Here is a 26,312-nt window from a genome sequence, read left to right as displayed (position 1 = left end):
TGCGCGACATCCTCGACCCCCGCACTCTCCGGGAGCGGCTGTGACGGAGGCCTTGCTTGCCCTCGAAAACCTGGTCACGAGCTTCCCGGGTTCTGAGGGCCGGCGCGTGCGGGTGGTCGACCGCGTCGACCTCGCGCTGCGGCCGGGCGAGGTGCTGGCGCTCGATCGAGAGCACCGGGTTGAGCGAGGTCATCGGCTCCTGGAAGATCATGCCGATCTCGCGCCCGCGCACGGTGCGCATCTGGGCATCCGTGAGCTTCAGCAGATCCTTGCCGTCGAAGATGATCTCGCCGCCGACCACCTTGCCCGGCGGGTTCGGGATCAGCCTGAGGATCGACATGGCGCCGACCGACTTGCCGCAGCCGGACTCGCCCACGATCGCGACCGTCTCGCCCGGCGCGACGTCGTAGGTGATCCCGTCCACCGCCCGCACCACGCCGGCGGAGGTAAAGAATTGCGTCTTGAGGTTCCGGACCTCGAGGAGTTTCGCCACTTTCCTCCCTTCGCAGCACGGCGTGCTGCGCGCCCCAGTTGTGTCAGCCTCCCGTGCCCGCACCGGCCTTGACGGTGTGCTTTGTGCTATTCGCGATGCAGGCGCCCTGACCGAGAGTTGACGATAATGGGGGGCAGTGCAAGCAGATTTGCTGCGCGATAATCCGCACGGAGCGAAACGACCTTTGGCAGAGCGGCGCAGGGGCCGACCGTTTCCGCAGGGTGGAAAACGCACGGCTGGGAGGGAGCGCATGACGGAGACGAGGACGCGGGTCGAGCGCGACGGGCGCGGCGTGGTGACGGTCTGGCTGGCGCGCCCGGACAAGAACAACGCCTATGACGGGCACATGATTTCCGAGCTGATCGACGGCATCGGGGCACTGGCGGCGAACGCCACCGCGCGGGTCGTCGTGCTGCGCGGCGAGGGCCGGCATTTCCAGGCCGGCGCCGACCTGGGCTGGATCCGGTCGCTGCGCCAGGCCGGGGAGGAGGCGAACATCGCCGTCTCCGAGCGCACGACCGAGGCCGTGCACGGCCTGATGACGCTGCCCAAGCCGGTGATGGCCCTGGTCCACGGCGGCTGCTTCGGCGGCGGCACCGGCATCGCCGCCGCCTGCGACCTGGTGATCGCGGAGGAAACGGCGATCTTCTCGATCACCGAGGCGCGCTGGGGGCTGATCCCGGACCCGATCGTGCCGCCGCTGATGGCGCGCATGGGCGCGGGGCGGTTGCGCCGCTATGCGCTGACCTGCGAGCGCTTCGGCGCCCGCCGCGCCTTCGAGCTGGGCCTGGTCGACGAGGTCTGCCCCGAGGGCGGGCTCGACGCGACGGCCGCGCCCCTGATCGACGCGCTGCTGCACTGCGCGCCCGAGGCGCTGGCCCAGACCAAGCGCGGCGTGCTGCACCTCGCCGGCCTCGACTACAGCGCGGAACAGCTTGCCGCCATGGCCCGCCCGCACGCCATGAAGCGCCTGAGCGAGGAGGTCGAGGAGGGGCTGAGGAGCTTTCTCGAAAAGCGCAAGCCAAGTTGGTACCCCGACTAGTAACGACAGGCCCGGAGGCATCGACCGGGCGAACCGATGCGCCGGCGAGGCCCCGGCTCGGGGGCCGGGGCCCAAGGCCGCGATGGGTCCCGGCCCCTGAGCCGGGACCTCCCCGAAACCTCACCGCCGCAGCGGGCAGGGGCTCGACGCCGCCATGGGTCCCGGCCCTGAGCCGGAACCTCCTTGAAACGTCACCCGCCAAAGCGGGCGGCGGCGCGGCCCCCGCCGCGCTCAGTCCCGGTACGACCTATCCACCCGGTCGAGCTTGCGCAGCAACGCCGGCCACTCGTGCTTGCCGATCGGGCGGTGGCCCTCGGGGCTGTTGGCCTTGCGGTTGCGCGCGATGGTGACCTCCTGCACCTCGGCCGGGATGTCGACCGGCTCGGCGCCCGATTGCTGGATCGCCAGCTGCATGCGGCAGGCGCGCTCGGCGCGATACATCCAGACGAAGGCCTCCGCGATCGTGCGCCCGACGGTCAGCAGCCCGTGGTTTCTCAGCACCAGCACGTTCGCCTCGCCCAGGTCGCGCACCAGCCGCTCGCGCTCGCTGAGATCGGTCGCGATGCCTTCGTAGTCGTGGTAGGCGAGATGCGCGATCACCGCCAGGGCGTGCTGGGTGAGCGGCAGCAGGCCCTTGCGCTGCGTGGCGACGGAGGTGCCCGCGGGCGTGTGCGTGTGCAGCGCGCAGCCAATCTCGGGCCGGGCCATGTGGATGGCGCTGTGGATCACGAAGCCCGCCGGGTTGATGTGGTGCTCGGAGGGGCTGAGGATGTTGCCCGCCTCGTCCACCTTGACCAGCGAGGAGGCCGTGATCTCCTCGAAGAGAAGCCCGTAAGGGTTTATCAGGAAAGCATCTTCCTGCCCCGGCACGCGCGCCGAGACATGCGTGCCGAGCAGGTCGGACCAGCCGAACAGGTCCACCAGCCGGTAGCAGGCGGCGAGGTCGACCCGTGTGGTCCATTCATCGGGGGCGACCTTGTCCTTCAGGCTCGTTCGCGTGTCCATCCTCTCCTCCCGTCACGATCAGCGCGTCGACGGCCACGACGCCGTCGGCCAGCACCATAACCGGGTTGGCGTCGGCTTCCAGCACCTCGGGGCGGTCGGCCAGACGCGAGAGGGCGGCGACGGCCCGGGCCAGCGCGCCGAGGTCCCCCTTGGGCAGCCCCCGGTGCCCGCGCAGCGGTGCCAGGCCGCGCAGCTCGGCCACCATCGCGGCGGCCTCGGCCTCGTCGACCGGGGCCAGCCGCACCGCCTTGTCGTCGTAGAGCCCGACCAGCAGGCCGCCCGGCGCCAACGTCACCACCGGGCCGACCTGAGGGTCGCGGCGATAGCCGATCAGGACCTCCTGCAACCCCCGCACCACGGGCTGCACCAGAAGCCGCTCCACGGTCAGGCCCGGGCGGTGCGGCGCGACGCCCGCCGCAATCCGCCGCGCGGCGTCGGCCAGCGCGGCGGGCCCCGCGATGCCGACCACCACGGCACCGGCCTCGCTCTTGTGGGGCAGGGCGCCGCTCAGCGCCTTGGCCACCACGGGCCAGGGGAAGGGCAGGGCGGCCCGGCCCGCCTCGCTCATCGGCACCACCGCGCAAGGTGTCACCGGCACGCCCAGCCCGGCCAACACTTCCAGCGAGGCACGTTCGTCCAGCACCCGGCCTGCGCCGGCCGGCGGCGCGCTCTCGGGGCACACGCCCGTGCGCGGCGCGCGCCAGCGCACCAGCGCGCGCACCGCGTCGGCGCAGGATTCGGGCGTGCGGAAGGCCGCTATGCCGGCGCCAACCAGCATGCGCAGCGCCGACGCGGCCTCGGGCACCACGAAGGCGGCGAGCGGCTTGCCCCCGGTCTCGGCCTCGATCAGCGCGCCCATGCTGGCTTCGGTGCGCGAGCGCGCCGACGAGCCGATGACCGGAACTACCACGTCGAAGCCAGGATCTCGCGCCATCGCCTCGATCGCCGGCCGCACGAACCTCTCGCCCGCGCCGGCCAGGGTGAGGTCGGTCATCGGCCCGGGCGCGATCTCGAGCCCCGTCGCCCGGATCGCCTGAAGCGTCTCGCCCGAGGCGCCCGCGACCCGCACCCCCGCCAGCGCCAGGCCGTCGCAGACCGCCGCGCCGCCGCCGCCCGTGGTCGTCAGTACCCCCACCGCCGGGTCGGCCTTGCCGAGCGGCCGGCGCCCCTTGAACAGCGTCGCCGCCTCGACCAGTCCCTCCAGCGTCTCGACCCGGGCGATCCCGGCATCGCGCAGGAAGGCATCGGCCAGCGCATCGTCCGACAGCAGCGCCCCCGTATGCGCCACCGCGAGCTCCTGGCCCAGACGCGAGCGGCCGAGCTTGTAGGCCACCACCGCCTTGCCCGCGCCATGCGCCGCCGCCGCGAACTGTGCCAACCGGCGCGCGTCGCGGATCGTCTCGAGGAACAGCAGGAAGACGTCCGTTTGCGGGTCGTCGACGCAGGCCAACCCGATCTCGCCGATGCCCAGATCGGCCTCGTTGCCAACCGCGACGACCTTGGACAGGCCCAGCCCCAGCGCGCGTGCCCGGCTGACCAGCCCGCCGATCATCGAGCCGCTCTGCGACAGCAGCGCCGTGCGCCCGGCAGGGTGGTCGGGCTCGGCGTATATCGGGTTCACCGTGACCCAGGCGGCGCTGCGCAGATCCGCCACGCCCATCGAGTTGGGACCGAGCAGCCGCACGCCCCCCGCCCGCGCCGTTTCGACGAGCGCCTGCTGGCGGGCCGCGCCTTCGGCGCCGGCTTCCGCGAATCCCTCGGCCAGCACGGTCGCGACCTTTACCCCGGCGCGGGCGCAATCGGCGATGGCGCCGGCGACGCGCCCGGTGCCGAGCAGGATATAGGCGTGGTCGGGCACCTCGGGCAGGTCGGCGAGGCGGGCATGGGCGCGCTCGCCCTGCACCTCGGCGTGCCGGGGATTGACCACGTAGACCCGCCCGCCATAGCCGGCCCGGCGCAGGTAGCTAAGCGGCCGCCCGGCGGGCCGCGCCGGGTCGCTCGAAAGCCCGACCAGTGCCACGCTCGCGGGCCGGAACAGCGCCTCGTGCAGCGCGCGTCCCGTCAGGGGTCCGCTCTCCGTCGGCATCCTGTGCGCCTGCCTCCCGCCGTCGCTTGCGAAGCACCGTTTCGCCTTGGTAACCTGCGCCCATCTTAGAAATCCCCCGACCGGCCGGGCAAGCTCCGCCGGCGGGCAGGGAGGCTCAGGAAATGAACAGGGCACGGGCCGGCTTTCCAGCATTGCCGCGCGTCCGCGGCGGGCGGGAGCCCAGGGACCCACGCGCGTGACCGACGCCCCCGTCTCCGCCCCCGTCTCCGACCGCCGGCTTGTGCCGCCTCGCTTCGCCAAGACGGCGGACGGCACGGCCTACCGCGTCTTCGGCGCGGGCGAGCCGCTGGTGCTCATGCATGGCGGCGCCGGTTCGTGGGAGCACTGGGTGCTCAGCGTCGATGCGTTGGCCGCCGCCTTCCGTGTGGTGGCGCTGGACCTGCCCGGCTATGGCGACTCGGACCGCCCCGAATGGGACATCCCGACTGAGGACTACCTCGCCGAGGTGGCCGACGCAGTGGCCGAGATCTGCGGCGACGCCCCGCGCATCCACCTCGCCGGGTTCTCCTTCGGCGGGCTGGTCGCGGCGGCCACGGCGGTGGCGCTCGGCCCGCGGGCGGCATCGCTGTCGATGACCGGCGGCGCGGGCTATGGCCCGCCCACCGGCCGCACCTTCACGCTCGAGAGCCGGCGCAAGCTGGCCAAGCGGCTGGGCCGGGCGCCCACCGAGCAGGAGCTGCGCGACATGCACGCCGAGAACCTGGCCAAGCTGATGGTCTGGGACCGGACGAAGATCGACGACTGGGCCATCGACATGCAGTTCCGCAATGTCGAGCGCACGCGATTCGATTCCCGCCGGCTAAGCTGGTCGGCCGACACGCCCGCCCTGATCGGCGATCTCACCTGCCCGGTGGCGGTCATCTATGGCGAGCACGACGCCGCCGCGGTGCCGCCGATCGAGCACCGCTTCGCCCTGTGCCACGCGGTCCGCCACGACGTCGAGACCCATGTCATCCCGGGTTGCGGCCACTGGGCGATGTACGAGGCGCCCGAGGCGCTGAACGCGCTGCTGCTCGACTTCCACCGCCGCGCCTGTCCGCAAACCGCCCAAAAAGAGAGTGCCGCACCATGAAGATCGCCGTTCTCGACGACTACCAGCAGGTCGCCCGCCACATGGCGGACTGGAGCCGGCTGGAGGCCGAGCACGAGGTTGAATTCTTCCACCAGCCCTATGAAGGGCTGGAAGGCTTCGCCAGGCGGCTGGAGCCCTTCGAGATCGTCTGCATCATGCGCGAGCGCAGCCCCTTCGGCCGCGACCTGATCGAGCGTTTGCCGAACGCGAAGCTGTTCGTCACCGCGGGGATGCGCAACGCCGCCATCGACATGGAGGCCTGCCGCGCGCGGGGCATCCCCGTGCTGGGCACAGGGGGCTCGGTCGAATCGACGCCCGAGCTGGCCTGGGCGCTGATCTTCGCGCTGGCCCGCCATATCCACGTCGAGAACGCGCGCATGCGCGAGGGCACCTGGATCACCACGCTGGGGCGTGAGGTGGCGGGCTCGACTCTGGGCATCGTCGGGCTGGGCCGGCTGGGCGGCCGCATGGCCGAGATCGCCCGCGCCTTTCGCATGGAGGTGATCGCCTGGAGCCAGAACCTGAGCGACGACCGCGCCCAGGCCGCGGGCGTACGGCGCGTGGGCAAGGAGGAGCTGTTCCGCGCAGCCGATTTCGTCACCATCCACTACAAGATGGGCGAGCGCTCGCGCGGCATCGTCGGGCGCCACGAGCTGTCGCTGATGAAGTCCACGGCCTATCTGGTCAACACCTCGCGCGGGCCGATCGTGGACACCGATGCGCTGATCGCCGCGCTCAAGGAGGGCCGCATCGCCGGCGCCGGGATCGACGTCTACGACGAGGAGCCGCTGCCGGCCGACCACCCGCTGCGCTCCTGCCCGCGCACCCTGCTGACGCCGCATCTGGGCTATGTCACCGAGAACACCTATCGCGCCTTCTATGGCGAGATCGTCGAGGACATCGAGTCCTGGCTCAAGGGCGAGCCGCTGCGCGTGCTGGTGCCTTGACCGCAGGCACCGCGATGCGCCCGCTCGACGGCGTCCGCGTCATCGACCTTGCCACCTTCATCGCCGCGCCGCTGACGGCGGCGATCCTCGGCGAGTTCGGCGCCGAGGTGATCAAGGTCGAGCACCCCGAGGGCGGCGACCCGCTGCGCCGGTTCGGCACGGGGACCGAGGACCCGGACCGCAGCCTCGCCTGGCTGTCGGAGGCGCGCAACAAGCACTCCGCCACGCTCGACCTGCGCTCGGCCGAGGGTGCCGGCGCGCTGCGCGAGCTGGTGCGCCGCTCGGACGTGCTGTGCGAGAACTTCCGCCCCGGCACGCTGGAGAAATGGGGCCTCGGCCCTGAGGCGCTGCACGACATCAACCCGGCCCTGGTGATCCTGAGGATCAGCGGCTATGGCCAGACCGGGCCCTATCGCGACCGGCCCGGCTTCGCCCGCATCGCCCACGCGGTCGGCGGGCTGACGCATCTGGCCGGCATGCCCGACGGGCCGCCGGTGACGCCGGGCTCGACCTCGCTGGCGGATTATATCGGCGGTTTCCAGGGGGCCATCGGCGTCATGATGGCGCTGCGCGTGGCCGAGGCGACGGGCAGGGGCCAGGTGATCGACGTAGCGCTCTACGAGGCGATCTTTCGCGTCCTCGACGACATCGCCCCGGCCTATGCGCGCGAGGGCATCGTGCGCGGCCGCGAGGGGCTGATGACGCGCCAGGTCTGCCCGCACGGCCATTTCCCGTGCGCCGACGGCAAGTGGGTCGCCATCGCCTGCACCTCCGACAAGATGTGGCAGCGCATGGCCCAAAACGTCCTGAAGCGCCCCGACATGGCCGAAAGCCACCCGCACACCGCCGACCGGCTGGCCGACCGCGCCACCGTCGAGGGCGCAGTGGAAGCCTTCACCCGTCGGCACCGGGCGGCCGAAGTGGTCGAGCTGTGCACCTCTGGCCAGGTGCCCTGCGGCCCGATCAACACCATCGCCGACATCTTCGCCGACCCGCACTTCGCCGCCCGCGGAACCATCGCGCGACTCGAGGACCCCACGCTGGGCGAGATCGCCGTGCCCGCCGTGCTGCCGCGGCTCTCTCAGACCCCCGGCGCGATCGAGAGCCTTGGGCCGCCCCTGGGCGACTGGAACGCGCGCCTAGCCCGGCTCATCGCCGACAAGCGCGAGATCCGGCCCGCCGCCCGCACCGCGGGCTGACGCCGGCAACAGGTCCCGCGGGCCGGGGCACGGCCAGACTCCCCCGTACCGCGGCCTGTCGCGGATCCTCGAGCGCTGCGCTGTGGGCAAAAAATTGAAGGGAGGCATCAGGTGCTTAGACGCGGAGTCTTCGCTGCGTGCCCTCGCGGGCAACCCTGACGCCTCCCTGACCGATCCGGCCTGCGGCCTTTCCGATCATTTGACCGACCGACCCGAAGGTCTTCCGATCACCTGACCGGTCCGCCCGGCGGGCTTTCCCGGTCCAGCCATTCCACCCGAGGGCTTCCTGGCCGGCGCCGCTCAGGACCGTGAGATCCCTCGGTGCGCAAGAGAAGGATCGCCGTTAAGTCGTGCCCTTGCAACGGAAATCAGTGCAGGGACGCAACTTTTTTGTGGATAACATCCTGTGAATAATGGGGAAAATCGAAAGCTTCACTTGCCGCGCAACGGACTGTGAAAATTTGTTGACGGGGACATCGGGCCCGCCTTGCGGGGGCGATTTTCGGGCTCGCAGCGCCGCGAAGGCCCGACTCAGGTGGCAGGGCCGGGACATTTCCGGCCGGCGATTCGGCCAGCGCCGAATCATCTCCTATCAAATCCTTCGTGCGACCGTGCTCCACCCCCGTTCCCCGGCGCGTACGCATCGGCTATCGTCCGCCCGAACGTGGCGGCGGGAGAGTGGCATGGCGACATACCGCATCGCGGTGATTCCCGGCGACGGGATCGGCAACGAGGTGATGCCCGAGGGCCTGCGCGCGCTCGAGGCGGCCGGCGCGCTGACCGGCGCCCGCTTCGAGTTCAACCGCCTCGATTGGTCGTGCGAGCGCTACAAGGCGACCGGCGCCATGATGCCGCACGACGGCATCGAGCGGCTCAGGGACCACGATGCCATCTTCCTCGGTGCGGTGGGCTTTCCCGGCGTGCCCGACCACGTGTCGCTGTGGGGCCTGTTGGTCCCGATCCGGCGCGAGTTCGACCAGTACGTGAACCTTCGCCCCGTGCGGCTCCTGCCGGGAATCACCCCGCCGGTGCGCGACAAGACCCCCGGCGACATCGACTTCTGGGTGGTGCGCGAGAACACCGAGGGCGAGTACAGCCAGATCGGCGGCACCATGTTCGCCGGCACGGACCGCGAATTCACCGTGCAGGAGGCGATCTTCACCCGCAAGGGCTGCGACCGGATCATCCGCCACGCCTTCGAACTGGCGCGGGCAAAGGGCAAGACGCGCGTCGACGCGGCGACCAAGTCGAACGGCATCTTCGTCTCCATGCCGTACTGGGACCAGCGTTTCCAGGCGATCGCCGCGGAGTACCCTGACATCGACACCCAGCTGCACCATATCGACATCATGGCCGCGCGCCTCGTCATGCAGCCCGAGCGCTTCCAGGTGATCGTCGCCACCAACCTGTTCGGCGACATCCTCTCGGACCTCGGCCCCGGAGTAACGGGCACCATCGCCGTGGCGCCCGCTGCGAACATCAATCCCGAGCGCGTCCACCCTTCGATGTTCGAGCCGGTGCACGGCTCGGCGCCCGACATCGCGGGGCAGGGGATTGCCAACCCGATCGGCCAGATCTGGTCGGCATCCATGATGCTCGAGCACCTGGGCGAGCCCGACGCCGCCGCGGCGATCATTCGCGGTATCGAGACCGTGCTCAGCGACCCGGAAGCGCCGCGCACCGGCGACCTCGGCGGCAGCGCCCGCACCGAGGATGTCGGCCGCGCCGTCGCCGACGCCATCACACGCGGCTGAGGAAACGCCATGCCAGCCTTCAACGAGCTTCTCTCCTCGGTAATCGAGCGCGGCGCGCGGCTGATCGACTGGCGCGGCTCGGAGCGCGTCACGCCGCAGACCCTGGCCGACCACGCAGCGAACCTCCTGTCCTCGAAGGGCGAGGCGACCGGCGTGGCGCTGGCCGCACGCATCCTGGACGGCTACCAGCAGCTCGACGCCGAGGGCCAGCAGGCTTTCTTCGACATGCTGGCCAAGGACTACGACCTCGATCTCAAGGCGCTGGAGAAGGCGGTTGCCCGCTACGCCGCCGAGCGCACCTCCGAGGCATTGATGGCGCTGACCCGGACCGCCGAGCCACCCCGGCAGGAGCTGTTCCGCCGCCTCAACATCGCGCCCGAGGGCACGCGGCGGCTGGTGAACATGCGCGCCGACCTGCTCAAGCTGATGGACCACGACCCCGGCCTGGCCCGCGTCGACACGGACCTGCGCCACCTGCTCTCGTCGTGGTTCAACCGCGGCTTCCTCTATCTCAGGCCGATCGACTGGCGCACGCCGGCGGCGATCCTGGAGAAGATCATCGCCTACGAGGCGGTGCACCAGATCGATTCCTGGGAGGAGCTGCGCCGCCGGGTCGAGCCCGCCGACCGGCGCTGCTTCGCCTTCTTCCACCCCTCCATGCCGGACGAGCCGCTGGTCTTCGTCGAGGTGGCGCTGACCCGCGAGGTGCCCGGCTCGATCGCCGATCTGCTGGCGCCCGAGCGCGCGCGCGTGCGGCCCAATGATGCGACCACGGCCGTGTTCTACTCGATCTCGAACTGCCAGACCGGGTTGCGCGGCGTCTCGTTCGGCGCCTTCCTGATCAAGCAGGTGGCCTCCGACCTCGCCCACGATCTGCCCAGGCTCGAGACCTTCGTCACGCTCTCGCCGGCGCCCGGCTTCGCGCGCTGGCTGGGCGAGGAGGCCAGGCGCGACCCGGACCTGCCGGCGGCGCGGGCGATGGCGATTGCCGAGGCCAGCGACTGGCGGGAAGACCCCAAGCGCGAGGCCGAGCTCAAGGCGCTGCTGGTGCCACTGGCCGCCGAGTACTTCGTGCTCGCCAAGCGCAAGGACGGCCAGCCGGTAGACGCCGTGGCGCGCTTCCATCTGGGCAACGGCGCCAGCCTGCTCGACATCCACTGGATGGGCGACGGCTCGGAGAAGGGGCTGGCCCAGGGGCTCGGCATCATGGTCAACTACCTCTACGACCTCGAGCGGATCGAAGAGCACCACGAAGCCTATGTCGCCGAAGGCCGGGTCGCCGCCTCGCGCCGCGTCCGCGGCCTGGCCGGCACGGCCCGCAAGGGAGCCGCCTGATGGATGCCGAAAGCCGCGACCCCATCTCCGCGCAGGTGGCGCGGGCGCGCGCCGCGATGGCGACGCTCAAGGGGGCGAGCCAGGCGCGCATCGACGAGGCCGTGACCGCCGTCGCCTGGGCGATCTACAAGCCCGCCCACGCGCGCGAGCTGGCCGAGCTGGCGGTCGCGGACACCGGGCTCGGCAACGTCGCCGACAAGATGGTGAAGAACCAGCGCAAGACCTTCGGCACCCTGCGCGACCTGATGCGGGCGAAGACCGTCGGGGTAATCGAGGAGGACCCCGCCCGGGGCCTGGTGAAATGGGCCAAGCCGGTGGGCGTGGTGGCCGCCGTCTGCCCCTCGACTAACCCTGCGGCCACTCCGGCCAACAAGGCGATGATGGCGATCAAGGGCGGCAACGCGGTGATCATCGCGCCCTCGCCTGCGGGCCATGCCACGGGCGCGCGCTTCGTCGAGCTGGCGCGCGCCGAACTCGAGCGCGCCGGGTTCGACCCCGACCTGGTGCAGATCCTGGACGCGTCGGTGGACAAGGCGGCGACCCAGGCTCTCATGCGCGAGGCCGATCTTGTGGTGGTGACCGGCTCGCAGAACAACGTGCGCCGCGCCTATTCCTCGGGCACGCCGGCGATCGGCGTGGGCGCGGGTAATGTGCCGGTGATCGTGGACGAGACGGCGGACCTCGACGATGCCGCGGCCAAGATCGCGGCCTCGAAGACCTTCGACAACGCCACCTCGTGCTCGTCTGAGAACGCGGTGATCCTGCTTGACGCGGTCTATGACAACGCCATCGCGGCGCTCGGGCGGGCCGGGGGGGTGCTCGCCCCGCGCGCGGCACGCGCGCACATCGTCGGCACGTTGTGGCAGGGGGGCAAGCTGAACCGGCGGCTGATCGCCAAGGACATGCCGGTGCTCGCGGATGCATTCGGCCTCGGCCCCGAGGCCGCGGCGGCACGCTTCGTCATGGTCGAGGAGGAGGGCGTCGGCGACGACTATCCGCTCTCGGGCGAGAAGCTCTCGCTGGTGCTGACCGTCTATCGCGCCCGCGACTTCGCCCATGCGAGGCAACTGGTCCACGACATTCTGGCGCACGAGGGCATGGGCCATTCCTGCGGCATCCACACCGCGCGGCCCGAGCGCGCTCGCGAGCTGGCCGAGACGCTCGACGTGGTGCGCGTGCTGGTCAATCAGGCACATACCTTCGGCAATGGCGGCAGCTTCGACAACGCGCTCCCCTTCACGCTGTCGATGGGCTGCGGCACCTGGGCGGGGAACTCGATCTCCGAGAACCTCAACTGGCGGCACTTCATCAACATCACCCACCTCGTGACAACGATTCCCGAGGACAAGCCGAGCGAGCAGGCGCTGTTCGCAGCCTACTGGGAGAAGTACGGGAAATAGCCGACTCCCGGACCTCGTGCCCCCAGACTTCGTGCCCCCGGATCCCATGCCCCGGGGCACGTCCCCTGGCTCGATGGCTCTCGGATCGCGTCCGGGTCGGGGGACACTCGTTCACCCCTTGCTAACCATAAAACCGGTTCGCTAGACGAGTTAATTGATATCAAGCACTTAGGGCCGTGTGCAATGTGCACACCCGCTCACGGACATGGTTTCACCCGGTCGGGGTAGGGGGAGATGCGGGTCCGGACCGCTCAGCCGATCATGCCGGCCGCCGCGTCCACCGCCAGCTCGTAGCCCGCCGGGCCCAGCCCCGCGATCACCGCCGTCGCGCCCAGCGCCACGTAGGAGCGGTGCCGAAACCCCTCGCGGCGCGCCGGGTTCGACAGGTGCAACTCGATCACCGGAATCTCCAGCGTCTTCAGCGCGTCGAGGATGGCGACCGAGGTGTGGGTGTAGGCCCCCGCGTTCAGGATCAGCGCCGCTGCCTCGGTCCGCGCTTCCTGAATCCAGCCGACCAGCTCCCCCTCGTGGTTGGACTGGCGGAACACCAGCGCCAGCCCGTGCGCCTCGGCGCGCTTGCCGGCCCGCGCCTCGAGATCGGACAGCGTCTCGCGGCCGTAGATCTCGGGCTCGCGGGTCCCGAGCAGGTTGAGGTTCGGGCCGTTCAGCAGGAAGACCGACTTGGCCATGCGCCGCGCCTTGGCTTGAGGGGACCGACGGGCCCTTCTACTCGGCGGCGGAGCTGGGCTCAACCTCGATCACCGGCTTCATCGCCCGCAGCCGGTCCTCGGGCAGGTGGCAGGCGATGATATGCCCGCCGCCCATGTCCTTTTGCGGCAACGGCTGCTCGCAGGTCCCCTGCATGTAGTACGAGCAGCGGGTCTGGAACGGGCAGCCCCTTGGCCGCTTGAGCGGCGAGGGAATCTCGCCCTCCAGCACCACATGGCGCTTCTTGACATGGGTATCGGCGATCGGCACCGCCGAGAGCAGCGCCTCGGTATAGGGGTGGTAGGGCGGCGAGAAGATCTGCTCGGTCGGCCCCTGCTCCATGATCTCGCCCAGGTACATCACCACGATCCGGTCGGCGAGATAGCGCACCACGCTGAGGTCGTGGCTGATGTAGAGCATCGTGGTGCGGCTCTCGCGCTGGATGTCGGTCAGGAGCTTGGTGACCGCCGCCTGCACCGAGACGTCGAGCGCCGAGGTCGGCTCGTCGGCCACCACCACCTTCGGGTGCCCGGCGAAGGCGCGGGCCACGCCGATGCGCTGCTTCTGCCCGCCCGAAAGCTGGCGCGGCATGCGGTCGGCGAACTCGCGCGGCAACTTCACCAGGTCCAGAAGTTCGAGCATGCGCGCGCGCCGCTCGGCGGTGTTCTTGCCGATGTCGAAGATATCGAGGACGCGGATGATCTGGTCGCCGATCGTCATCGACGGGTTCAGCGTGTCGAACGGATTCTGGAACACCATCTGAACCTGGCTGACGATGCGCGGGCCGCGCCTGTCCACCGGCAGATGGCCGATGTCGAGGTTGCCGAGCGAGATGCCACCCTCGGTCGCTGTTTCGAGCCCCATCAGCACCTTGGCGAAGGTCGACTTGCCGCAGCCGGACTCGCCAACGATGGCCACCGTCTCGGCCTCGCGGGCGTCAAAGGTCAGCTCCTCGTTGGCCTTGACGAGGCGCTTGTCGCCGCCGCCGAACATGCCGCCGGAGACGGCGTAGTATTTCTTCAGATGATCGACGGTGAGCACGACGTCGCCGGACTCGATCGGCTCCTCGGCCTCGATGCCCTCGACGTCCGCGCCCCAGTCGATCTCGCTGATGCGGCAGCAGCGGCTGCGGTGGCGCTGGCCCAGATCGAACATCCGGATCGCTCCCGCATCGCACTTGTCGCGGAAATGCGGGCAGCGGGGGCCGAAGTTGCAGCCCACCGGGCGCTCGTGCGGCAGCGGCAACTGGCCCGGGATCGCCACCAGCGGGCGCGCGTACTTGTTGGCGCCCGGGATCGGGATCGAGCGCAGCAGGCCCTGCGTATAGGGGTGGCGCATGCGGTTGAACACGGTGTCGATGTCGCCTTCCTCAACCGCCTCGCCCGAATACATCACGGTGATCCGGTCGCAGGTCTCGAGGATCAGCCCCAGGTTGTGGCTGACAAACAGCATCGAGGTGCCGAACTCCTTGGCCAGCTCCTTGATGAGATCGACGATGCCGGCCTCGACGGTGACGTCGAGCGCCGTGGTCGGCTCGTCGAGCAGCAGCAGCTGCGGCTTGGACAGGAGCGCCATGGCGATCACGATGCGCTGCTGCTGGCCGCCCGAGAGCTGGTGCGGGTAGGCGCCGAGGATGCGGTCGGGGTCGGGCAGGCGCACGGCCGAGACCATCTCGGCGGCGCGCTTCATGGCCTCGCTCTCGGCGATGCCCTCGTGGATGGTCAGCACCTCGGTGAGCTGCTTGCCCACCTTCATCGCCGGATTCAGCGAGGCCATCGGCTCCTGGTAGACCATGGAGATCTTCGAGCCGCGCAGGCCGCGCAGCTCCTCCTCGGACATAGTGGCCATGTCGCGGCCAAGGAACTTGATCGCGCCCGACTTGATGCGCCCGTTTTGACCGAGATAGCGCATGATGGCCAGCGATACGGTGGACTTGCCGCAGCCGGATTCGCCGACGAGGCCCATGGTCTCGCCGGGCAGCACGGTCATCGAGAAGTCCATCACCGCCGGGATCTCGCCCTTGCGCGTGTAGAACGAGACGTTGAGGTCCTCGATGTCCAGGATCGGTTCGGTCATCTCGTCCTCCCAGCGCTCAGTCCTTCAGGGATTCCTCACGGAGCCCGTCGGCGAGCAGGTTCAGCCCAAGCACAAGGCTCATCAGCGCCAGGGCCGGGATCAGCGCGATATGCGCGGTGTCGAACAGGCGCACGAAGGGGCGCCCGTGGTTGATCATCGAGCCCCAGTCGGGGCTTTCGGGCGCAAGCCCGAGGCCGAAGAATCCCAGCGTCCCGAGCAGGATCGTGGTGTAGCCGACACGCAGGCAGAAATCGACGATCAGCGGCCCGCGCGCGTTCGGCAGGATTTCCCACAGCATGATGTACCACGGCCGCTCGCCCCGCGTCTGGGCGGCGGCCACGTAGTCGCGCGTCTTGATGTCCATGGTCAGGCCCCGCACGATGCGGAACACGCCGGGGCTGGAGGCGAAGACCACTGCGGCGAAGATGTTCAGCTGGTTCGAGTCGAGCGACAGCACGCCGAAGGGGTCGCTATTGAAAACCAGCCCCGTATAGGCCCAGGCGCCGATCAAGAGGGTCACCAGCAGGTAGATGGCCGTCTTGATACGGTTGCTTTCGTATTTCGTGAAGAAGGCCGTGCAGAGGAAGATGATAGGGAAAATGAAGAAGACTCCCGCCATGAAGATCGGGATCGACCACGGAATGGTGACGATCCCGAGGTCGAGCGGCCGCGGATTGCGCACCTCGGGCGTGACCAGCAGATAGAACAGCAGGATCACCGGGAAGGCTAGGATCATGTTGGCCAGGAACGAGGTGATCGTGTCCGTCCAGCCGCGATAGTAGCCGGCGGGCAGCCCCAGCGTGCAGCCGACCATGTAGGCGATCAGCGTGGCCGCCGGGGCGATCACCAGCACGATTCGGCTGCCGTAGACGATGCGGCTGAATATGTCGCGCGCCAGGTTGTCGCCTCCCCACAGGAAGACGATGCCCGCCTTGGCGTCGACGACGCCCGGCAGCCCGCGCTTGATCCCGGGAGCAAAGGACTGGTCCAGCGGGCCGATCACCGCGATCTCGCGCGCGAAGATGGCCGTGAAGATCCAGAACAGCACGATGATCAGCCCGGCCATGCCGATGCGCGAGTCGTAGAGCCGGCCGAAGGTGCCCAGCCGCTCGCGCATGAACCAGCCCCCGGTGAGTGTCACGGCGATGGCCAGCCAGGTGGGCCAGAAGCGTATGATCGTGTCGAGAATGATCTGGCCGGGGCCGATATAATGAGGCATGTCGTCCCCCTGCCTTAACGCACCCGGATGCGTGGGTTCAGATAGGCATAACCGATGTCCGAGATGAGCTGGGTTGCCAGCACCACGACCACCGCGACCCACGAGATGGCGAGCAGTAGGTCGATGTCGTTGTTGCCCGCCGCCGAGATCAGGGCGAAGCCGAAGCCCTTGTAGTTGAACATCGCCTCCACGATCACCACGCCGGTCAGCAGCCACGGGAACTGCAGCATGATCACCGTGAAGGGCGTGATCAGCGCGTTCCTGAGCGCGTGCTTTATGACCACGGTGCGGAACTTGAGCCCCTTGAGCCGGGCGGTCCGGATATATTGCGAGGTCATCACCTCGACCATCGAGGCCCGGGTCAGCCGCGCGATATAGCCCATGCCGTAGAGCGCCATGGTGATGACGGGCAGGGTGAAGTTATGAAACGTCACATCTCCGGCGCGCGCGATGCCGCTGAACCATTTGAGCCAACTGGCGAAGATGACAGTGAACAGGATGCCGGTGACGTACTCGGGGGCGGAGGTCGAGGTGATCGCCGCCACCGAGAGTGTTCGGTCCAGCTTTGAGCCCTCGCGCATGCCCGCAAGTATGCCCAGAATGAGCGCCGAGGGCACCATCACCAGCATCACCCAGAACATCAGGATGCCGGTATAGCCCAGCCGCTCGCCGATCACCTGGCTGACCGGCTTGCGGAAGACGCGCGAGTAGCCCATGTCGCCCTGGACCGTGCCGGCGATCCATTCGCCGTAGCGCAGGAAGAACGGGCGATCGAAGCCGTGGTTATGCAGCCACCCGGCGACCTCGGCGTCGGTCATCCGCATGTTGCCCTCGGTTTTCGCAAGCTTCTCGAGGTTGCCCGGCAGATTGACGAGGTAGAAGACCAGCAGCGTCAGCGCCACCATGGTCAAGAGCATCGTCCCAACCCGGCGCAGAATGAACATCAACATGTGATTCCCCCTGTGATGCCCGCGCCGGCGATGCTCTTTTCAAGTCTTGCGCGGACTACGCCGCGGCCGGTCGGGGGCCGGGCGGACCTTGCTCCGCCCGGCCTCGCAGGTCAGCTTTTCGTCAGCCAGACCAGATCGAGATGCTGCTCGAACGCCTGGTGTGCCTCGTAGCCGTGCACGCCTTTGCGATACGAGCGATAGATATTGCGCCAGTAGGGCTGGATGATGATGCCGGACTCGCGGAGAATTTTCTCCAGGTTGGCCATGATCTTGCGCCGGTTGTCGGGGTTCGGCGTCGCCAGGGCCTTCTGCATCCCCTTGTCGAAGTCCGCGTTCGACCATGCCGTCTCGTTCCAGGCCGCCCCGGTCATGTAGGCGAGCGCATAGACCTGCACGCCCAGCGGCCGGGCATTCCAGTTGGTGGAGGAGAACGGGTACTTGGTCCAGTCGTTCCAGAAGGTCGAGCCCGGAATCACGGTACGCTTCACCTTCATGCCGGCGTCGCGCATCTGCGCGGCCACGGCATCCGTGGTGTTGCGCCGCCAGTCGTCGTCGATCGAGATGATGTCGTACACGTGGTTGGTCTGGCCCGCGTCCTTCAACAGCGCCATGGCCTTTTTCACGTCGCGCACGGCCGGCCCGATATCGGCATATTCGGGATGCATCGGGCCGACATGGTGGTCGGCCGCGACTGCCCCGTTGCCGTCGTAGCCGAGTTGCAGGATGACGTTGTTGTCCACGGCGAGCTGCGCCGCCCGACGGACCCGCTGGTCGTCATAGGGCTTGTTCTTGACGTTGAAGCGGATGACGATGGTCGACGCGGTGGCGATCTTCGAGTTGATCATGCCGATCGATTCCATCTGCGGCAGGGAGTCGGCCGTGGTCTGGTAGTCGCCGTCGACCTCCCCGGCCTCGAATGCCGAGATCATCGGGACCGGATCGGTTCCCTGGTCGATCCATTGGACGCTGTCGAGCCAGAATTCGCCGCCCCACCAGGGCGTCTTCTTGCGCCGCACCTCGGCGCCATCGCCGACATTCCAGCGCACCAGCTCGCAAGGGCCCGTGGTGATGGCCAAGGCCTTCATCGGGTCGTTGCTGCCGTCATAGCTGCGATGCATGATCAGCGCCGGATAGTCGGACACGCCCGCGATCAGGGTGATGTCGGGTTCGACGAGATGCAGCCGGACCGTGTGGTCGTCGACCTTCTCCACGCCACCCTTGCGCAGCTTCTTGGTCTTCTTGTCGACCAAACTGCCCATACGGGCCGCAACCGAGTTGCCCTCGACGGTGGCATCGCACCAGCGGGTGATGTTGAAGATCACGTCGTCGGCGTTGAACGCGTCGCCATTGGACCACTTCACGCCCTTGCGGATTTTCAGCGTGTAGGTCTTGGCGTCGTCGCTCAGCTCCCAGCCGTCCAGCAGCCGGCCCTCGAAGCTGAAGTCGCGCTTCCAGCGCACCAGGTACTCGTTGCACTGCCGCGCGACGTTGGCCATCTCGGACCAGTCGAAAGTGCGCGGATCCTTGAACGGCTTGACGTTCATGGAAATGCGCATCTTGCCGCCCTTCTTCGGCTGCTCGGCAGCGACCGCCGGCGTCGGCGCGATGCCACCGAGCAAATAGGCGCCGGCCGTGGTCACGCCGAGCGCGGCCATCGTGGCCATGTATTCGCGGCGGCTGATCCTTCCTGCCTTGAAGCTCTCGGCGGCCGGCTCGGCCATCGGGTGCAGCGGCCGGTCCGTCATCATCATTTTGGTCATGAGGTCCTCCCAACCCGGTTCTTTTCGTTGTCCGCGCTCAACTAAACACGGTGCGGCGGCGCGGCCAAGGGTGAAAAGCTGCGCTAGGGGGAGTATCAAGGGGAATTGATTGGCGCGTCAGGACATCTACGCGACATTTTGTGTCGCTTGCCCGACATTCCGGCCGGATTTGTCGGCGATTTGGCGCGAGAAGGGCCCGGCCGGGTGGAGGCGACGGCCGGAATCGAACCGGCGTACACGGATTTGCAGTCCGCTGCGTAACCACTCCGCCACGTCGCCATGCCCCGGGCCGGCAAACGCCGAGAGCCATAGATCGGCCCCCGGCGGAAAGCAAGGGCGGCATCCGCTGCCGATACCCACCGCGCTGCTTTCTTGCGCGGCTGCGAGCGATGTGGCAATCAACCCGGGCAATCGCAAGCACAAGCACAAGCGGAGCACGCGCATGACAGACTTCGCCGCCGCGCGCCGGACGATGGTCGACAACCAGGTGCGGCCCGCCGACGTGACCAGCTACGCGCTCATCGACGCCATGCTCTGGGCCCCGCGCGAGCGGTTCGTCCCGCGGGCGCGCCGCGACATCGCCTATGCCGAGACCGATATCGCGCTCGCGCCCGGGCGCGTCATGCTGCTGCCGCGGACCTTGGCCAAGATGCTGGAGGCCGCGGCGATCGAACCGCAAGACCTGGTGCTCGACCTGGCGCCGGGGACCGGCTACTCGGCGGCGGTGATCGCGCGGATGGCGGAAGCCGTGGTGGCGGTCGAGCCCGACGGCGAGCTGGCCAAGCAGGCCCAGGGCCTGCTGGTGGAGCTCGAGGTCGACAACGCGGTGGTGACGCAGGGCGACCCGGCGGCAGGCGACCCCGATCACGGCCCCTACGACGTGATCTTCGTCAACGGGGCGGTGGAGACGCTGCCCGACGCGCTGGTCGGCCAGCTCAAGCAGGGCGGGCGCCTGGTGGCCCTGTTTCGCGAGGGCGGGCTGGGGAAGTGCTGCGTGCTGACGCGCGCCGGAAACGGTGTCTCGCGGCGTTTCGTGTTCGAGGCCGATGCGCCGGTGCTCAAGGGTTTCGAGAAACCGGCGGAGTTCGCATTCTAGGGCAATTTGCGTTAGGCTCGATCCGGAAGGATCGCCTTCCCGAGGAGGGGAACCGGGGCATGAAGCTGCTTGTGGACCTTGGCCGTGGCGCGCGCGCGGCCGCGCTGGTGGTGGGTGTTGTTTGCGTGGCCGGCGGGGTCCGGGCCGAGTCGCTGTCCGATACGCTGGTGACCGCCTACAAGAACAGCCCCGACCTCGCGGCAGCGCGGGCGAACGTGAAGATCCAGGCCGAGCGCGCGGTGCAGGCGCGGGCCCAGGGGCGGCTGCAGCTCAGCGGCGACGCCTCCATCACCGCGCGCTACCAGGAGCTCAGTCGCCAGCAGGAGCTGGTGCAAGGTGTCGGTCGCTATGACCTCATCTTCCCCAACAGCGTGTCTCTGACCGCGATCCAGCCGCTCTACACGGGCGGGCAGGTGGAAAACTCGGTCAAGGCCGCCGAGACGCGGATCTCGGAGCAGGATGCGGTCGTGACCTCGACCGAGCAGAAGGTCCTGCTAGACGCCGTGACCGCCTACATGAACGTGCGCCGCGACGAGCAGCTGGTCTCGGTCTCGGAAAACAACGTGCGGGTGCTCAACGAGCAGCTGCGCGCGGCGCAGGAGCGCTTCCAGGTGGGTGAGGTGACGCGCACCGATGTCGAGCAGGCCCGCGCGCGACTGTCTGCGGCGCGCAGCGGCCTGGCGGCGGCGCGCGGCTCGCTCGATGCCTCGCGTGAGCAATACCGCCAGGTGGTCGGCACAGCGCCCGGCAACCTGGCGCCACCACCGCCGCTGCCCGACCTGCCCGCCAAGCAGAGCGACGCCGTCGCCATAGCCTTGCAGGAGAACCCCGACATCGCCGCGGCGCAGCTCGAGCGCAAGGCCACGGGCAGCGACGTGCGTGCGGCCATGGGCGCGCTCCTGCCGCAGCTGTCGCTGCAGGGCACGGTCCAGTCCGCCAACGCCGATATGAGCAGCGGCGCGCGGCAGCTCCAGGACGCGGCGGTCGGGATTTTCCTGACTGTCCCGATCTGGTCCGGCGGGGGCAACTATTCGCGGGTGCGCGAGGCGCAGGCCTCGGCCGAGCAGGCCTCCTCGCAGATCACCTCGCAGATGCGCGCGGCGGTGCAGCGCGTGGGCGTCGCCTGGGCCGACCTGCAGGTGGCGCGTGCCTCGATCAAGGCCGGGATCCTCGAGGTGAAGGCGGCCCAGCTGGCCTTTCAGGGCGTGACCGAGGAAGCGAAGGTGGGGGCGCGCACGACCATCGACGTGCTGAACGCCGAGCAGGACGTGCTCAACGCCAAGGCGAGCCTGATCCAGGCGCAGCGCAACGAATACGTCGCCTCCTACACGCTGCTGGCGGCGATCGGCAAGCTCACGGTCAAGCATCTGGGCCTCGACGTGGGCCAAACCGCATCGGCCGCCGGCTATTACAAGTCGGTGCGTAATCGCAATTTCGGTTACGACAAGACCGACGACACGGTCTGGAAGTTCACGCTGCACCCGTGAGGGCTGACGGGTGATCACGACAGGAGATGTGCCAGCATGACAGGCAGGGCCGATTCCGGCGGGGGCGGAGTGGTTTCCGCAATCGCCCGGTTGTTCGGGCGCTGGAGCCATGGCGAGGAAGCCGCGGAGGCACCGGCTGAGCAGGCGGCGCAACGGCAGGTCGAAACCGGGGCTGCCATCGGCGAGGAACCGGCGGACCCGACTGCCGCGCCCGACCTGGAGACGAGCGAGGACAGCGAGGACGAGCTGGTGCTGGGCCCCGCCATGGAGGCGGTTGCGGCCCAACCAGGTGCCCGCGCCGATGACGAAGAGGACGAGTTGACGCTGACCGCTCCCACGGGCCCCGGCGAGGAGGCCGCGGCCGGCTCCGAGACCGATCCGGAAGAAGAGGCGATCCTGGCGAGGCTGCGTGGCGTGCGCGACAACCTCGGCGACGACGAGCCTGGGGACCGGCTGACCACCTCGGAGGATGCGTGGACCGCGAGCTTCGGCGCCGCACCGGCCGCCGAAGGCGAGGAAACCGAATCGGATTTCCCCTGGCGCACCAGTGAGCTGTGGCGCACGGCCGGGCCGCGTGAGGCAGAGGACGCGGAGGCGCTTGCACCCGAAGGGCAGGACCTGACCGGGGGCGAGGACATGGCCACCGAGGCCGGTCCGGACGCGCAGGATGCGGCGGCGGCCGAGGGCAGCACAGCGGACGAAGAGGCGGCGCCCAGCGCCGTGCCCCTGTTCCCGCGGCCCGGCGACTACCCCGATCCGGCGCCCGCCGAAGGTGGCGACGACGACGAGGAAGCCGAAGGCCAGGGCGAGGCCGTCGACGAGGCCATCGACGAGGGCGCGGCCCTAGTCGCGGCGCTGCGCGGGCGGCTGGAGGAGCCGGGCGACGCTGACGACGCTGGGGACACCGAACCGGCGGGAGAGGCGGAAACAGTGGAGGAGGCTGCCGAGGACCGAGACGCGCCGGTCCCGGTCTCCGACGACGCGTCCGACGAGGTTGAACCGCAACAGGCTGAAGCGGCGGAGGCAGACCCCAAGGAAGCCGAGGCCGGGGAGGCTGAGCCCGAGGAGGCACCTGCAGCAGCGGAACCCGGAACCAGCGAGATGGAAGTTGAGGAGCTTGCCGTGGCCGCGCCCGAAGAGGACCGGCCCGCTGCGGAGGCGCCACCCGCCCACGAGACCGCGGCGGCCGGGCCCGATGCGGCCGAGGCCGAGGATGCGAAAGCGCACAAGCCGGACACCGTGGAGCCTGCCGAAGAGGCGGCGCCTGCCGCGACTGACGACGGCCCGGACGGCGCCACCGACGAGGCCGAATCGCCGGTCGACACCGGCGAGGAGCCGGCGGCCGGTGCGGCCCCCGAGGACGCGCCGGGCGCGGGGCTGGGGGAGGGGGAGGTGCGGGAGATCGTGCGCCAGATGATCCGCGACGAGTTGTCGGGCGATCTGGGCGAGCGGCTGTCGGCCAATATCCGCCGGATGATCCGCGAGGAAGTGACGCACGCCATGCTGCGCCGGCACTGAGCCGCGTGCCCCTTTTCCTCGTGCGCGCCGCGGGGTATGAGACCGCCCGCAGCGACGAGCGAGCCTGAGCATGGACAAGACCTTCGACGCGGCCTCGGCCGAGGGGGAAATCTACGCCCGCTGGGAGGAGGAGGGCTGCTTTGGCGCCGGCGCCAATGCGCGGCCGGGCGCCGAGCCCTTCGCCATCGTGATCCCGCCGCCCAACGTCACCGGCTCGCTGCACATGGGCCACGCGCTCAACAACACGCTGCAGGACATCCTGGTGCGCTGGAAGCGGATGCAGGGCGCCGACGTGCTGTGGCAGCCCGGCACCGACCATGCCGGCATCGCCACGCAGATGGTGGTCGAGCGCCAGCTCGCCGAGGCGGGCAATGCCAGCCGGCGCGAGATGGGGCGCGCCGCCTTCGTCGACAAGGTGTGGGCGTGGAAGCACGACTCGGGCGGGAAGATCCTCAACCAGCTCAAGCGGTTGGGGGCGTCGTGCGACTGGTCGCGCGACCGCTTCACCATGGACGAGGGGCTGAGCCGGGCGGTGCTCAAGGTGTTCGTGCGGCTCTACGAGGAGGGGCTGATCTACCGCGACAAGCGGCTGGTGAACTGGGACCCGCATTTCGAGACCGCGATCTCGGACCTCGAGGTCGAGCAGGTCGAGGAGAAGGGCAAGCTGTGGCGCTTTCGCTACAAGCTGGCCGACGGCGTGAGCTATCGCCACCCGGTGGCGCATGACGAGGAGGGCAAGGCGGTCGAGTGGGAGGAGCGCGACTACCTGGTGGTCGCCACCACGCGGCCCGAGACCTATCTGGGCGACACCGCGGTGGCGGTGCACCCCGAGGATGCGCGCTATGCCGGGCTGGTGGGTCGTGACGTGATCCTGCCCATGGTCGGGCGGCGCCTGGCAATCGTCGCCGACGAGCACGCCGACCCGGCCAAGGGCACCGGCGCGGTCAAGATCACGCCGGCGCACGACTTCAACGACTTCCAGGTCGGCAAGCGGCATGATCTGCGTCAGATCAACGTGATGGATGCGAAAGCTCACATGCTGCTGGAAGGGAACGCCGACTTCCTCGACGGCTGCGAGCCGTCGCCGGAGGCGATGATCCTGCACGGCAAGGACCGCTACGAGGCGCGCCGGCGGATCGTGAAGCTGGCCGAGGAGCAGGGCTGGCTCGACGGCATCGACGAGGAAATGCACGTGGTGCCGCACGGCGACCGCTCGAAGGTGGCGATCGAGCCCTGGCTGACCGACCAGTGGTTCGTCGACGCGGCGACGCTGGCGGGGCCCGCCATCGAGGCGGTGCGCGCGGGCCGCACGCGCTTCGTGCCGAAGACCTGGGAGAACACCTATTTCCACTGGATGGAGAACATCGAGCCCTGGTGCATCTCGCGCCAGCTGTGGTGGGGGCACCAGATCCCGGTGTGGTATGGGCCAAAGTTCGATGCTGGAATGCAGCCCTGGGGCGCAGTCCAGTCTTTTTGCGCTGAGACAAAAGATGAAGTTATTGAAATCGCGAGAAAGTATTATAGAGAAAAATTTGATGGAGATGTGGAAGTTACCATTCGCGATCAGCGCTTAGTTGCGCCGATCCCAAGAGAGTATCGCCAAATAGATGAATTCGTCGACCCTCGGTTTGAGGTTCAAGTCTATCAGGTAGTTGATGGGCGAAAGTTTGCGAGGATTCAGCTTACCCGCGACCCCGACGTGCTCGACACCTGGTTCTCCTCGGCGCTGTGGCCGTTCTCGACGCTGGGCTGGCCGGACGAGACGCCCGAGCTCGCGCGCTATTACCCGACCTCGGTGCTGGTCACCGGCTTCGACATCATCTTCTTCTGGGTCGCCCGCATGATGATGTTCGGGCTGCATTTCATGGCCGACGCCAAGGGCCGCCCGCAGATCCCGTTCCACGATGTCTATGTGCATGCGCTGGTGCGCGACGCGCATGGCAAGAAGATGTCGAAGTCTCTCGGCAATGTCATCGACCCGCTTGAGATCATTGACGAATACGGCGCGGACGCGCTGCGGTTCACGCTCGCCTCGATGGCCGCGATGGGCCGCGACATCAAGCTGTCGGTGAACCGGGTCGAGGGCTATCGCAACTTCTCCACCAAGCTGTGGAACGCGGCGCGGTTCGCCGAGCTGAACGAGTGCAAGCCGGTCGAGGGCTTTGACCCCGCCGGCGTCAGCCAGACGCTCAACCGCTGGATCGTCGGCGAGACCGCGCGAGTGGCGGCGCAGACCCATGCGGCGCTGCAGGGATACCGCTTCAACGACGCGGCCAACGGGCTGTATGCCCATGTCTGGGGCGTGTTCTGCGACTGGTATGTGGAGTTCTCGAAGCCCCTGCTCATGGGCGAGGACGCGGCGGCGCGCGAGGAGACGCGCGCGACCGCGGCCTGGGCGCTGGATATGTGCCTCAAGCTCATGCACCCGTTCATGCCGTTCGTCACCGAGGCGCTGTGGGGCCAGATCGCCGAGCGCGACACCATGCTGGTGCACGCCGACTGGCCGGAGCTGCCCGCGGAGCTGGCCGACCAGGAGGCCGACGCCGAAATTGGCTGGATCATCAGGGTGATCGCCAGCATCCGCTCGGTGCGCGCCGAGATGAACGTGCCGGGCGGGGCCGAGATCGGATTGGTGGTCAGCGGCGCCGGCGAGGCGGTGCGCGGCCGGCTGATGCGCCACGAGGCGCTGATCGTGCGGCTGGCGCGGCTGTCGGGCATCGAGGTGGCCGACGAGGCGCCCAAGGGCGTGGTCACGGTGGCGCTGGAGGACTGCGCGCTGAACCTGGCGCTGGCCGGGGTGATCGACGTGGCGGCCGAGCAGGCGCGGCTCGACCGGGCGCTGGCCAAGCTGGAGAAGGAGATCGGCAGCCTGAGCGCCAAGCTGGGCAACGAGAAGTTCCTGGCGAACGCGCCTGAGGCGGTGGTCGAGGAGCAGCGCGAGCGCCTTGCCGGGGCCGAGGCCGAGCGCGAGAAGCTGGCGGCGGCACGCGCGCGGTTGGCCGAACTGGCCTGAAACGGGGCGACAAAAAGTCGGCAAATGCCCCGCGGCGCCGGGCCGACATTGCGCTTCATTCCGCCGGATTTGAAATCCGTTAATCCGACGAAAGTCGCGCGCGACGCGCTTTGCGCCCCGAACGTGGTTTC

At 69.0% G+C, this 26,312-nt stretch carries 19 protein-coding genes and 1 tRNA gene; 11 read left to right on the top strand and 9 right to left on the bottom strand.

The window, feature by feature from the left end:
• The coding region (locus AC32QD_RS05430) for an ATP-binding cassette domain-containing protein (protein ID WP_492009465.1) at positions 1-493 on the bottom strand (493 nt) is incomplete at its 3' end.
• 250 nt (positions 494-743) lie between these two features.
• On the opposite strand from AC32QD_RS05430, the gene AC32QD_RS05425 reads away from it, so the two are divergent.
• Positions 744-1,535 carry an enoyl-CoA hydratase-related protein gene (locus AC32QD_RS05425; RefSeq protein ID WP_492009464.1) on the top strand — a complete coding sequence of 264 codons (792 nt, stop codon included), beginning with the start codon at positions 744-746 and terminating at the stop codon, positions 1,533-1,535.
• A 231-nt stretch (positions 1,536-1,766) separates the two neighbouring features.
• Here the strand turns inward: AC32QD_RS05425 and AC32QD_RS05420 are convergent, their stop codons facing one another.
• Positions 1,767-2,540: a class II aldolase/adducin family protein gene (locus AC32QD_RS05420; protein ID WP_492009463.1), complete on the bottom strand. Its 774-nt coding sequence runs from the start codon at positions 2,538-2,540 to the stop codon at positions 1,767-1,769.
• Positions 2,497-4,626: an acetate--CoA ligase family protein gene (locus AC32QD_RS05415; protein ID WP_492009462.1), complete on the bottom strand. Its 2,130-nt coding sequence runs from the start codon at positions 4,624-4,626 to the stop codon at positions 2,497-2,499. Before AC32QD_RS05415 ends, AC32QD_RS05420 begins: the two co-directional genes overlap by 44 nt.
• Positions 4,627-4,822: 196 nt before the next feature.
• Here AC32QD_RS05415 and AC32QD_RS05410 point away from each other — a divergent pair, with 196 nt between their 5' ends.
• The 6 genes from AC32QD_RS05410 to sauS all read left to right on the top strand — a co-directional run bounded on the left by AC32QD_RS05410 (position 4,823) and on the right by sauS (position 12,354).
• A complete protein-coding gene (locus AC32QD_RS05410; RefSeq protein ID WP_492009461.1) occupies positions 4,823-5,719 on the top strand; it encodes an alpha/beta fold hydrolase in 897 nt (298 codons plus the stop codon).
• Complete coding sequence (locus AC32QD_RS05405; RefSeq protein WP_492009460.1) at positions 5,716-6,666, top strand: D-2-hydroxyacid dehydrogenase family protein; 951 nt, start codon at positions 5,716-5,718, stop codon at positions 6,664-6,666. The genes AC32QD_RS05410 and AC32QD_RS05405 overlap by 4 nt, the downstream gene beginning before the upstream one ends.
• Before the next feature lie 14 nt (positions 6,667-6,680).
• On the top strand, positions 6,681-7,865 hold the full coding sequence (locus AC32QD_RS05400) for a CaiB/BaiF CoA transferase family protein (RefSeq protein ID WP_492009459.1): 1,185 nt from the start codon (positions 6,681-6,683) through the stop codon (positions 7,863-7,865).
• Between the two features lie 683 nt (positions 7,866-8,548).
• Positions 8,549-9,619 (top strand): tartrate dehydrogenase, encoded by a 1,071-nt coding sequence (locus AC32QD_RS05395; protein WP_492009458.1) that lies wholly within the window; start codon positions 8,549-8,551, stop codon positions 9,617-9,619.
• Positions 9,620-9,628: 9 nt separating this feature from the next.
• Positions 9,629-10,954 carry a malonyl-CoA decarboxylase gene (locus AC32QD_RS05390; protein WP_492009457.1) on the top strand — a complete coding sequence of 442 codons (1,326 nt, stop codon included), beginning with the start codon at positions 9,629-9,631 and terminating at the stop codon, positions 10,952-10,954.
• A complete protein-coding gene (gene sauS / locus AC32QD_RS05385) occupies positions 10,954-12,354 on the top strand; it encodes an acylating sulfoacetaldehyde dehydrogenase (RefSeq protein WP_492009456.1) in 1,401 nt (466 codons plus the stop codon). The genes AC32QD_RS05390 and sauS overlap by 1 nt, the downstream gene beginning before the upstream one ends.
• A gap of 251 nt (positions 12,355-12,605) precedes the next feature.
• On the opposite strand, the gene aroQ is transcribed toward sauS, so the two are convergent.
• The 6 genes from aroQ to AC32QD_RS05355 all read right to left on the bottom strand — a co-directional run bounded on the left by aroQ (position 12,606) and on the right by AC32QD_RS05355 (position 19,346).
• Positions 12,606-13,043 carry a type II 3-dehydroquinate dehydratase gene (aroQ, locus tag AC32QD_RS05380; RefSeq protein WP_492009455.1) on the bottom strand — a complete coding sequence of 146 codons (438 nt, stop codon included), beginning with the start codon at positions 13,041-13,043 and terminating at the stop codon, positions 12,606-12,608.
• Positions 13,044-13,080: 37 nt separating this feature from the next.
• On the bottom strand, positions 13,081-15,138 hold the full coding sequence (locus AC32QD_RS05375) for a dipeptide ABC transporter ATP-binding protein (protein WP_492009454.1): 2,058 nt from the start codon (positions 15,136-15,138) through the stop codon (positions 13,081-13,083).
• A gap of 16 nt (positions 15,139-15,154) precedes the next feature.
• The gene (locus tag AC32QD_RS05370; RefSeq protein WP_492009453.1) at positions 15,155-16,357 is read right to left on the bottom strand and encodes an ABC transporter permease; all 1,203 of its coding nucleotides are present in this window, start codon (positions 16,355-16,357) and stop codon (positions 15,155-15,157) included.
• A gap of 14 nt (positions 16,358-16,371) precedes the next feature.
• Positions 16,372-17,307, bottom strand: coding sequence for an ABC transporter permease (locus tag AC32QD_RS05365; protein ID WP_492009452.1), 936 nt, complete (start codon positions 17,305-17,307; stop codon positions 16,372-16,374).
• Positions 17,308-17,417: 110 nt separating this feature from the next.
• Positions 17,418-19,067: an ABC transporter substrate-binding protein gene (locus tag AC32QD_RS05360; protein ID WP_492009451.1), complete on the bottom strand. Its 1,650-nt coding sequence runs from the start codon at positions 19,065-19,067 to the stop codon at positions 17,418-17,420.
• Positions 19,068-19,272: 205 nt separating this feature from the next.
• Positions 19,273-19,346: transfer RNA gene (locus tag AC32QD_RS05355), tRNA-Cys, on the bottom strand.
• A 163-nt stretch (positions 19,347-19,509) separates the two neighbouring features.
• Here AC32QD_RS05355 and AC32QD_RS05350 point away from each other — a divergent pair.
• From AC32QD_RS05350 to AC32QD_RS05335, 4 genes are all read left to right on the top strand, one after another.
• Positions 19,510-20,163 (top strand): protein-L-isoaspartate O-methyltransferase family protein, encoded by a 654-nt coding sequence (locus tag AC32QD_RS05350; RefSeq protein WP_492009450.1) that lies wholly within the window; start codon positions 19,510-19,512, stop codon positions 20,161-20,163.
• A gap of 59 nt (positions 20,164-20,222) precedes the next feature.
• The gene (locus AC32QD_RS05345; protein ID WP_492009449.1) at positions 20,223-21,650 is read left to right on the top strand and encodes a TolC family outer membrane protein; all 1,428 of its coding nucleotides are present in this window, start codon (positions 20,223-20,225) and stop codon (positions 21,648-21,650) included.
• A 36-nt stretch (positions 21,651-21,686) separates the two neighbouring features.
• Positions 21,687-23,168, top strand: a complete 1,482-nt coding sequence (locus AC32QD_RS05340; protein WP_492009448.1) for a hypothetical protein — start codon at positions 21,687-21,689, stop codon at positions 23,166-23,168.
• Positions 23,169-23,232: 64 nt separating this feature from the next.
• On the top strand, positions 23,233-26,181 hold the full coding sequence (locus AC32QD_RS05335; protein WP_492009468.1) for a valine--tRNA ligase: 2,949 nt from the start codon (positions 23,233-23,235) through the stop codon (positions 26,179-26,181).
• Positions 26,182-26,312: the final 131 nt, after the last annotated feature.

It is taken from the genome of Thermohalobaculum sp., from assembly GCF_058622915.1.
The sequence above is the reverse complement of the archived record's forward strand: the minus strand, read 5'-3'. Positions and strand labels throughout refer to the sequence as shown.